The sequence below is a fragment of the Hyphococcus sp. genome (assembly GCF_965267305.1).
Lineage (GTDB): Bacteria > Pseudomonadota > Alphaproteobacteria > Caulobacterales > Parvularculaceae > Hyphococcus.
The window spans coordinates 1,044,297-1,053,462 of sequence record NZ_OZ253945.1 but is presented as its reverse complement, the minus strand read 5'-3'; the positions used below and the strand labels follow the sequence as shown (position 1 = coordinate 1,053,462).

Here is a 9,166-nt window from a genome sequence, read left to right as displayed (position 1 = left end):
CCTTGCCGAGAAGATTTGTCGACCTTTCCATTTATCTCGAAAATGATGTCGTCACCGACCCACCCTTCATGCGGCCAAAGATCACTTATCAAAAACACGAGGAGACGGTGCAGGAAGCGAATACGTTTTTTCCGGGCGTCGGCGCCGATGAGTTTCCGGGCGGAGAAGGGTTCGCCGCCGCGGAATTCGTGACGCTATCGACCCACAACGGGACGCATCTCGACGCGCCATGGCACTTCCACCCGACCATGGACGGCGGAAAACCCGCGATGACCATCGACGAAGTGCCGCTCGACTGGTGCTTCCGTCCCGGCGTCAAGCTCGATTTTCGTCACTTCGAGGACGGTTATGTTGTCACGGGCAAGGATGTGGAGGAAGAACTCGCCCGCATCGGCTACAAATTGCAGCCCTATGACATCGTTCTCGTGAATACGCGCGCAGGGAAAGCTCTGGGCGATCCAAACTTCGTCAATATCGGCTGCGGCATGGGCTACGAAGCAACAATTTATCTGCTTGAGCGCGGCGTCCGCCTCACCGGCACTGACGCCTGGTCATGGGATGCGCCGTTCAGCTACACGGCGAAAAAGGTCGCGGAGACCGGCGACAAGTCGCTGATCTGGGAAGGGCACAAGGCCGGCCGCGACATCGGCTATTGTCACCTCGAAAAGCTGCACAATCTCGAAGCGCTGCCGCCCTTCGGCTATACGGTCTCGTGCTTTCCGCACAAAGTGAAGGGCGGGTCGGCGGGCTGGACGCGCGCCGTCGCCATCTTCGACGAATAAGGAAGCGGTGATGACGCAAGGATCAACGTTTCTTCGCAATCAGTGGTACATGGCCGCCTGGAGCGCCGAAGTCGGCGAGACGATGCTGGCGCGACGCTTTTTTGGCGCGCCTATCGTTTTATTCAGAACCGGCAAAGGCGATGTGGCGGCGCTCACCGACCGCTGCCCGCACCGCTTTGCGCCCTTGAGCATGGGCGAGCGCGATGGCGATCAAATCCGCTGCCCGTATCATGGACTGACCTTTAATGCGGCGGGCGCGTGCGTACGCAACCCGTTTTCGGAGCGTATTCCGAGAAACGCCTTGGTGAAATCGTGGCTGGTGGCGGAGCGCGACGGCATCGTCTGGTTGTGGAACGGCGACAATGACGCCTGCGACGAAACAGCGATCCCGGATTTTTCCATGCTCAACCGGGGCGCGCCGCCGCTGACCGGCTATATGCCTATGGCCGCGAATTACGAATTCGGCACGGACAATCTAATGGACCTCAGTCACATCGAGTTCGTTCACAAGGGGTCATTCGCGGGCAATGGCGTCATCTTCGCCGGCGAGCATTCGGTTACGGAGAAAGAGAATACGCTGCACTCGAACTGGTGGATGCCGGATGTGGATGCGCCGGGGCACACGCGCGGCGTCTATCCGCCGGATATGAAAACCGATCACTGGCTCGATATGCGCTGGAACGCGCCTGCGACGATGCAGCTTGAGATCGGCGCGACTCCAGCGGGACGCCCGCGTGAAGAGGGGTGCATCGTTCAACAGGCGCATATTCTGACCCCCGAGACCGAGACAACGACCCATTATTTCTGGGCGTCGTCCCGGCCTATGCCGGTTGCTGACGAGGAAATCGACAAGATGGTGCGCGGCCTTCTGGAGCAGGCTTTCATCGCAGAAGACAAGCCGATCATCGAAGCGGCTTATCTTAATCTCGACGGCGCAGATTTCTGGAGCCAGCCGCCTTTGTCCTTGGGCGTCGATGCAGGCGGCCTTCGCGCGCGGCGAAAAATTGCGGCGTTGTTAAGCGCGCAACAACAATAAGAAGGGGCGCCGATCTGTGAGAGAAGCGAGTCGCAAAAATATTCTCGTGACGGGCGCCGCAGGATTTATCGGCGAAGCTGTCGTCACGGCGCTTGCCTCACAGAACGGGATTGCCGTGACGGCGACGGACGCCAAGCCGCGGCCGACCGGTTTCGACGGCGGCGTCCTTTATCAGGAAGGCGACATTTCCGATGAATCTTTGCCCTCTGCGCTCTGTTCGGAGAAGTTCGGCGCCGTCATCCATCTCGCGACCTTGCCGAGCGGGGCCGCTGAAAAAGACCCATCAGCGGCAAAACGCATCAATCTCGATGCAACCATGGCGCTTGCGGAGCGTGTCTCAGACCAGGCGAGCCCGCCGCGTTTTGTGTTCGCCAGCAGCATCGCCGTTTACACAACTCATAATGTCGAGGCTGTTGACGACGAGACGCCGGTTGCGCCCGAATTGCTGTACGGCGCGCATAAGGCGATGGCTGAGGTCTGGCTGGCGGCGCTGACGCGGCGCGGCGCGATCGACGCGGTTTCGCTGCGCCTGCCGGGAATCGTTGCGCGTCCGCGCGCGCCGTCGGGCATGACATCGGCTTTCTGGAGCGACCTCTTCCACGCGCTCGGAAGCGGCGAGCGGTTCGTGTCGCCGGTTTCGGCGCAGGCGACGACATGGCTGTTGTCGCGATCACGCACGGTCGAAAACATCCTGCATGCGCTTGAGGCAGACAGCGCCGCAATGCCCGACAATCGCGCTCTGGCGCTCCCGGCGTTGCGGTGCGAGATGGCGGCTTTGGTCAAGGCGATCCTGAATCATGCCGGGCAGGACGAAGACCTCATCTCATACGCGCCCGCCGCGGCCGTGGAACGCATCTTCGGGCGCTACCCGCCGCTGATCACGAAGAAGGCGCGGTCGCTCGGCTTCCGCGACGACGGCGATCTCAAAACCCTTGTCAGAAATGTATTCACCGACATTGAAACGCAGAAGGCTGCATCATGAAACTAGCAACAATTCGCGCCGAGGGCCGCGACGGCCGCCTTATTGTTCTTTCGAGTGACAACGCTCGTTTTCAAAACGCTCCCGAACAATGGCCCACTTTTCAATCCGCTATGGACCACTGGGCGGATGCATCGCCGGTGCTGCATTCGATGGCGGAGGAACTGAACAAGGGAGCGGGCAATCCGGCCTCTGCTCTGGACTTTTGTGCGCCGCTGCCGCGCGCCTGGCAATGGCTCGACGGCTCGGCGTTCAACAGCCATGGCGAATTGATGCAAAAAGCCATCGGCCATGAGGCTCTCGCGCCGGAAAAGCCGCTGATGTATCAGGGGATGTCGCATGTCTTTCTCGGTCCGGCTGATGACGTAGAGTTTCCAAGCGATGATCTGGATATCGATTTCGAGGGCGAGTTCGGCGTTATCATCGATGAGACGCCCATGGGCGTGTCTGCCACCGATGCGCTCAGGCATATCAAGCTGGTCGTCCTGATCAACGACTGGTCTTTGCGTCGGCTGGCGGGGCCTGAGATGCGCACCGGCTTCGGATGGATACAGGCGAAGCCCGCCTGTTCCGTCGCGCCATTCGCGGTGACGCCGGATGAGCTTGGCGACGCCTGGAAAAACGGGCGCGTCTGCCTCGACCTTCTTGTCGACTGGAACGGCAAGCGCTTCGGCGCCGCCAATGGCGAGGCCATGAGCGTCGGCTTTCACGAGCTCGTGGCGCACGCCGCCGCGACACGCGATTTATGCGCGGGGACGATTATCGGATCGGGCACTGTTTCAAATGCAAATTACCGGGAGATCGGTTCGTCATGCATCGCGGAACGCCGGGGCATTGAGATTGTCGATGTCGGCAAGCCCGAAACGGGCTTTATGAAGTTCGGCGAACGCGTCCGTATGGAAGCGTTGGATGGCGACGGCCGTTCCGTATTCGGCGCCATTGATCAGCGGGCCGTCAAAAGGGAAATTTCGTGACCGGCGCCGTCAGACGAGTCGTCACGGGCCATAACAGCGACGGCGAAGCGGTCATTCGCTCCGATGGCGTATTCGAGCCGAACGTCATTCCTTCCGGGGACGCCGCATTCGCGCTTGTCTGGACCACGGCGGCGGTTCCGGCGGACAATAATGACGAAACGGACGGGCGCGAACGCGACGCCGGCCTCACCCTTCACAAGGGGTCCGTGATCCGTATTGTCGACATGCTGCCCGGCGGCGTTTCGCCGATGCACCGCACCAACAGCATCGATTACGGCGTCGTTCTGACGGGGGCGGTCGAACTCGAACTCGACAGCGGCGAAAAAACCGTGCTGCGCGCGGGCGATATCTGCATTCAGCGCGGCACGATGCATTTGTGGCGCGCCGTCGGCGACGAGCCCTGCCGGATCGCCTTCATTCTCACCGAGGCGTTTCCATACTTGCATGAAGGAAAGCCTTTGCCGGAGGTTAAGCCATGACGGACATAATTCTCTATTCTGCGCCGGGCACATGCGGGCGCGTCAGTACGATTGTGCTGGAAGAAGCAGGACTTGCTTTCGAGACGCGGGTCATCCGGTTTTTGAAGGGCGAGCACAAATCGCCCGCGTTCAAGGAAAAGAACCCGAAGGGAAAGGTTCCGGCGCTGGAAATCGATGGGGCTGTGCTGACAGAGAATGTCGCGATCATCCGATATCTGGCGGCGCGGTTTCCTGAAAAGACGCTCCTGCCGAAGACATCGACTTTGGCGGAAGACGCGGAGATCACAGCGGATCTCTGCTTCTGCTCTGCGACGCTGCACCCGCTAGTGACGCGCATAAGGATGCCGCAGTTTTTCGCCGGCCCGGAGAACGCACAGGCTGTCTGGAAAGCGGGCTGCGATGCCATGCGCGAATATTTCCAGCTTGTTGAGCAACGGCTTGCAAACCGCCCATGGTGGTATGGCGAGACCTGGAGCGCCATGGACGCTTATTTGTACTGGGTCTTCTGGCGGGTCGAAGGCGCGGAGTTTCCGGTGAAAGAATATCCCTGCTTCTGCGATCATGCAGGGCGGATGGAAGAGCGTCCCTCGGTCCTTCGCGCTGTTGCACGGGAAGATGAGATGACAGCGCAATTGGAGGCCGAGGGACTTGTCTTCACGCCGCCAGGCGTTTCTGCAAAGCCTTAAAGTCCTTAAATGCGGCTATTGCCACTGCGTCAATCTTGGCACGGTCAGGTCGTTGCGCAGCTCGCGGGTGAAAGAGCGTTCATGCGCGATGTCGCCAGGCGCAAAAGCGCAGGGTGGCTTTCGTCATAGAATTGGCGAGCTTCGCCCCGAGGGATCATGGTCGCTGACGATGGCGTCGATGGCGTCGTCGAGAATGATCGCTTCGGTCAGCCCGGCGCACCATTTCGAGGGTTCAGCTCTCAACATCCGCGCGTTCTTGACACGTCTCGGAGGCGTAGCAGCCTTTTCGGCGTATCTGGACAGACTAATTTCCCGAAGAGAGTTTCCTGACGCCGCCAATTTCGTGTGCGCTCCATGTGTACTGCGCCGGGAAAACAGCTACAAACGCGTGCGGATTTGTGCATCTCCACATGCGCACGGCCTTGCTTAGTTCGTTGATTTCAAAAGGAAAATGCAGAAAAATCAAACACATAGATTCTGCGTGGCGCCGATGATGGACGGCACCGACCGGCATTGCCGTTATTTCCACCGGCTGATGTCGCGCCGCGCGCGCCTCTATACGGAGATGATTACGGCGGAGGCTGCGGTCCATGGCGACCGAGACTATCTTCTGGGCTTCGATGAGAGCGAACATCCTGTCGCCCTGCAGCTTGGCGGAAGCGAACCTGAAAAACTCGCCGAGGCGTCGAAGATCGGCGAAGATTTCGGCTATGACGAGATCAACCTCAATGTGGGCTGCCCGTCGGACCGGGTGCAGTCCGGCGCGTTCGGGGCGTGCCTGATGAAGGAGCCGGAGCTTGTCGCCGAGTGCGTGGCGGCGATGAAGGCGGCGGTCGATATTCCGGTGACGGTGAAATGCCGCATCGGCGTCGACGATCAGGACCCGGAGGAAAGTCTTTTCGGTTTTGTTGAGAAAGTCTCGGCGGCGGGCTGCATGACCTTCATCGTGCATGCCCGCAAAGCTTGGCTGAAAGGGCTGTCGCCGAAGGAGAACCGCACCATCCCTCCGCTCGATTACGATCTGGTGCGTCGGTTGAAGCGCGACCGGCCGGAGCTGACGGTCGTCTTGAATGGCGGCATCGAAAGCATCGCCGATGCGGCGGCGCTTCTGCCGGATTTCGACGGGGTGATGCTGGGCCGGGCCGCCTATGGCGCGCCATATCTGCTCGCCTCCGTGGATGAAGACATATTCGACGGAGCCGCGGCCGCGCCGTCGCGAGAAGATGTGGTCATCGCCATGTCGGACTATGTAAAACGCGCGTTTGAAAAAGGCGTCCGGCCCCACTCCATCACGCGGCATATGCTGGGGCTCTACCACGGCGCGCCGGGTGCAAGGGCGTGGCGGCGTTTCCTTTCGGAAAATGCGAGCAACGCGCGCGCGACTATTCTTGACGACGCCCTCGAAAAAATGCGTTCGCGCGAGCCCGCCTGATGAGTGTCCTCGCCGAGCACTGGGTGCTGATTGCTGCGCTCCTTGCGGCGGGATTCGCTTCCGGTTTTGCGGGCGGGCTGTTCGGCATTGGCGGCGGGGTCATCACAACGCCGGCGCTCTATGCGATTTTTCATCTCCTCGGCTACGAAGAAGGCCCAAGTTTGAAGACGGCGATCGGCACGTCGCTTGCGGTTATCATCGTCACCTCGGTGCGGTCCCTCGCGACCCATCATCGGGCCGGCCATGTGGACGGCGAAATGTTGCGTCACTGGGGTCCGTGGATCGCCGGCGGGGCAGGCGCGGGGGGCATGCTCGCCCATTGGGCGCCGGCGGAGCTTCTTACCGTCATTTTCGCGGGCGGGGCGTTTTACGTCGCCTACCGGCGGCTGTTTGCGAAAGACAAAGGCCACCCAAAGACTATCAACCTCAACCGCCGCCGCATGAAAATTCCCCTTGGCTTCGGCACAGGGTTCTTTTCCAGTCTTATGGGCATTGGCGGCGGCGCCATGGGCGTGATGGTGATGACGCTCGCCGGGCGCACCATGCACCAGGCGATTGCGACTTCCGCCGGTTTCGGCGTCGCCGTGGCCGCCCCCGGGGTCATCGGCTTCATCCTGTCGGGACTCGTCGCGCAAGGTTTGCCGCCCGGATCTCTCGGTTATGTGAACGGGCCAGCCTTCGCGGTGATGGCGCTGATGGCGGGTCTCGCCGCGCCCTGGGGCGCAAAGGCTGCGCATCAGCTTGACGCAGGTCTGCTGTCAAAGGGCTTCGGGCTTTACGTTCTCTTCGCCGCGGGGGCGCTCGCCATCGACGTCTTCACCGGCTGAACCGCTTATCTTAAAAATTGTGCAGTGCGGCGAATTTGTTGTCGTCATGGCCGCGACATGGGCTTAAGGTGTTGTGAAACGGCCTTGGGGAAGAGCGATGGCGGCAATGGAAACGATTATTTCGGGCGTTGGATCCTATTTGCCGAAAAAAGTCGTCACCAATGACGATCTTGCCAAAATCGTGGACACCTCCGACGAGTGGATCCGCAGCCGGTCCGGCATCGCTCAGCGCCATTTCGCGGCGGAGGACGAGGCGTCTTCGGATCTTGCGACGGCGGCCGCCTGGGCCGCGCTCGATCAGGCGGGACTGAAGCCCCGTGACATCGGCCTCATCATCGTCGCCACGGTGACGCCGGACAAAACATTTCCGTCGACCGCCGTCTATGTGCAGGACAAGATCGGCGCGCCCCCGGGCGTCGCCTTCGACATTTCCGCGGCCTGCGCCGGATTTCTTTATGCGATGAACATCGCCCACGATTTCATCAGGACCGGACAAGTGAAACATGCGCTCGTCATCGGCGCAGAGAAACTCTCCTGTTTTCTAGACTGGGAAGACCGGGCGACATGCGTTCTTTTCGGCGACGGCGCCGGGGCGGTGGTCTTGTCGGGCGAGGAGCCGCAGACATCGCGACGCCCGCGGGGCATCCTTGCGACCTATCTCTCCTCGGACGGCAGGCTGGCGAAACATCTTTACGCCGATGGCGGACCGTCATCGACGGGCACTGTGGGCAAGGTGCGCATGAACGGCAAGGAAGTCTTCCGCAACGCCGTCGAACAGATTTCAAACGCCGTCTTTGAAGTGACGGAGCGCGCGAAGGTGAGCCGTCACGAAATTGACTGGTTCGTGCCGCATCAGGCGAATATCCGGATCATCGAATCCTGCGGCAAAAGGCTGGAACTCGACGAGAGCAAGGTGATCGTCACCATCGACAAGCACGCCAACACGTCGTCGGCATCGATCCCGCTGGCTCTCGACGCAGGGATTCGCGACGGGCGCATTCAGCGCGGTCAATTGCTGGTGTTTGCGGCGCTTGGCGGCGGTCTCGCCTGGGGTTCGGCGCTGGCGCGGTATTGACTACTCCGCCGGAGCCGCCGCCGGCTCTTTCTCCGCTTTCGTGCGCACCAGCGGCCACAGCAATTGCTCGGACGCGGTGGTTTCGGGAAGATTTTCGACGCCGAACTCTTCCGGGTAGCGCCGCGTGATCTTCGCCGTGCCGAACAGCACGTCCCAGAAGAACAAGAGGTTTCCGTAATTGCCTTTATAGTTCGTCACCCCGTCGGCCTGATGTTTGCCATGATGTGCGCTATGGGTCGCCGGCGTGGAGATCAGACGCTCGACGACCCACAGCGCGGGGGAGAGCCATTTAATTTTGTAAAGCGGTTCATCCCAGCGCACGTCGGAATGCGCGCCGTAGATGACAGCCATTTTGACGATAATGTAGCCCGCATAAATCCAGCCCAGGCCGAGATAGATGAGCGCGCCGGAAAACCACAGGCCGGGCATCAACAGGTAATAAAACAGGTTGTTGCGATAAACGACGCGGATGGAAAGATATTCGCCATTGTGATGCGGACGGTGCAGATTGTAGAGCCACGGAAAGCTGTGCGACGCGCGATGCCACCAATATTGCATCATGTCGTCGAAGATCAGGAAAAGGCCGATCCCGGCGATGACGGGAATATTGGCAAGCGCGCCTTCGGCGCTCGGCGCTATCAGCGCGGCGACTGTGGCGCCGCCGAGCAGCGCCAGCGGTTGCGTCACAAGGATCAGGCTCAGCGTTGAAACCACTTCGACGATGACGTCCTGACGGGTCTGGTTCGGTTTTCGGAAAAACCCCGTGAACACGACCTCAAGCAGCGCAAAGGTCGCGAAAATGCCGAGAATGACCAGCATTTCCGGTTTCATGAGGCGTCTCTCCCTGCTGCATTTCTGATTCTTGCCGCTTGATTACCACTGGCCGGAACATCAGA

At 60.5% G+C, this 9,166-nt stretch carries 11 protein-coding genes; 9 read left to right on the top strand and 2 right to left on the bottom strand.

What is annotated here, in order from left to right:
• Positions 1-2 precede the first annotated feature (2 nt).
• Genes ACQY5P_RS05035 through ACQY5P_RS05010 form a run of 6 tightly spaced genes read left to right on the top strand, consistent with a single transcriptional unit; the run spans position 3 to position 4,936 of the window.
• The gene (locus tag ACQY5P_RS05035) at positions 3-782 is read left to right on the top strand and encodes a cyclase family protein (RefSeq protein WP_428409753.1); all 780 of its coding nucleotides are present in this window, start codon (positions 3-5) and stop codon (positions 780-782) included.
• A 10-nt stretch (positions 783-792) separates the two neighbouring features.
• Positions 793-1,818: a Rieske 2Fe-2S domain-containing protein gene (locus tag ACQY5P_RS05030; RefSeq protein WP_428409752.1), complete on the top strand. Its 1,026-nt coding sequence runs from the start codon at positions 793-795 to the stop codon at positions 1,816-1,818.
• 16 nt (positions 1,819-1,834) lie between these two features.
• Complete coding sequence (locus tag ACQY5P_RS05025) at positions 1,835-2,800, top strand: NAD-dependent epimerase/dehydratase family protein (protein ID WP_428409751.1); 966 nt, start codon at positions 1,835-1,837, stop codon at positions 2,798-2,800.
• Positions 2,797-3,771, top strand: a complete 975-nt coding sequence (locus ACQY5P_RS05020; RefSeq protein WP_428409750.1) for a fumarylacetoacetate hydrolase family protein — start codon at positions 2,797-2,799, stop codon at positions 3,769-3,771. Before ACQY5P_RS05025 ends, ACQY5P_RS05020 begins: the two co-directional genes overlap by 4 nt.
• Positions 3,768-4,250, top strand: coding sequence for a cupin domain-containing protein (locus ACQY5P_RS05015; protein ID WP_428409749.1), 483 nt, complete (start codon positions 3,768-3,770; stop codon positions 4,248-4,250). The genes ACQY5P_RS05020 and ACQY5P_RS05015 overlap by 4 nt, the downstream gene beginning before the upstream one ends.
• A complete protein-coding gene (locus ACQY5P_RS05010) occupies positions 4,247-4,936 on the top strand; it encodes a glutathione S-transferase family protein (protein WP_428409748.1) in 690 nt (229 codons plus the stop codon). The genes ACQY5P_RS05015 and ACQY5P_RS05010 overlap by 4 nt, the downstream gene beginning before the upstream one ends.
• A 123-nt stretch (positions 4,937-5,059) precedes the next feature.
• On the opposite strand, the gene ACQY5P_RS05005 is transcribed toward ACQY5P_RS05010, so the two are convergent.
• The gene (locus tag ACQY5P_RS05005) at positions 5,060-5,182 is read right to left on the bottom strand and encodes a hypothetical protein (protein WP_428409747.1); all 123 of its coding nucleotides are present in this window, start codon (positions 5,180-5,182) and stop codon (positions 5,060-5,062) included.
• A gap of 205 nt (positions 5,183-5,387) precedes the next feature.
• Between ACQY5P_RS05005 and dusA the strand changes: the two genes are divergently transcribed.
• From dusA to ACQY5P_RS04990, 3 genes are all read left to right on the top strand, one after another.
• On the top strand, positions 5,388-6,368 hold the full coding sequence (gene dusA, locus ACQY5P_RS05000) for a tRNA dihydrouridine(20/20a) synthase DusA (RefSeq protein ID WP_428409746.1): 981 nt from the start codon (positions 5,388-5,390) through the stop codon (positions 6,366-6,368).
• Positions 6,368-7,195, top strand: a complete 828-nt coding sequence (locus ACQY5P_RS04995) for a sulfite exporter TauE/SafE family protein (RefSeq protein ID WP_428409745.1) — start codon at positions 6,368-6,370, stop codon at positions 7,193-7,195. Before dusA ends, ACQY5P_RS04995 begins: the two co-directional genes overlap by 1 nt.
• 97 nt (positions 7,196-7,292) lie before the next feature.
• Positions 7,293-8,270, top strand: coding sequence for a beta-ketoacyl-ACP synthase III (locus ACQY5P_RS04990; protein WP_428409744.1), 978 nt, complete (start codon positions 7,293-7,295; stop codon positions 8,268-8,270).
• Here ACQY5P_RS04990 and ACQY5P_RS04985 read toward each other — a convergent pair whose 3' ends face one another.
• Positions 8,271-9,101, bottom strand: a complete 831-nt coding sequence (locus ACQY5P_RS04985) for a sterol desaturase family protein (RefSeq protein WP_428409743.1) — start codon at positions 9,099-9,101, stop codon at positions 8,271-8,273.
• Between the last annotated feature and the right edge of the window lie 65 nt (positions 9,102-9,166).

Bases quoted from the DNA above. Each gene is read 5' to 3' on its own strand.
- dusA (WP_428409746.1), top strand. From the start codon at position 5,388: ATGCAGAAAAATCAAACACATAGATTCTGCGTGGCGCCGATGATGGAC.
- ACQY5P_RS05005 (WP_428409747.1), bottom strand. From the start codon at position 5,182: ATGTTGAGAGCTGAACCCTCGAAATGGTGCGCCGGGCTGACCGAAGCG.
- ACQY5P_RS04990 (WP_428409744.1), top strand. From the start codon at position 7,293: ATGGCGGCAATGGAAACGATTATTTCGGGCGTTGGATCCTATTTGCCG.
- ACQY5P_RS05020 (WP_428409750.1), top strand. From the start codon at position 2,797: ATGAAACTAGCAACAATTCGCGCCGAGGGCCGCGACGGCCGCCTTATT.
- ACQY5P_RS05030 (WP_428409752.1), top strand. From the start codon at position 793: ATGACGCAAGGATCAACGTTTCTTCGCAATCAGTGGTACATGGCCGCC.
- ACQY5P_RS04995 (WP_428409745.1), top strand. From the start codon at position 6,368: ATGAGTGTCCTCGCCGAGCACTGGGTGCTGATTGCTGCGCTCCTTGCG.
- ACQY5P_RS05010 (WP_428409748.1), top strand. From the start codon at position 4,247: ATGACGGACATAATTCTCTATTCTGCGCCGGGCACATGCGGGCGCGTC.
- ACQY5P_RS04985 (WP_428409743.1), bottom strand. From the start codon at position 9,101: ATGAAACCGGAAATGCTGGTCATTCTCGGCATTTTCGCGACCTTTGCG.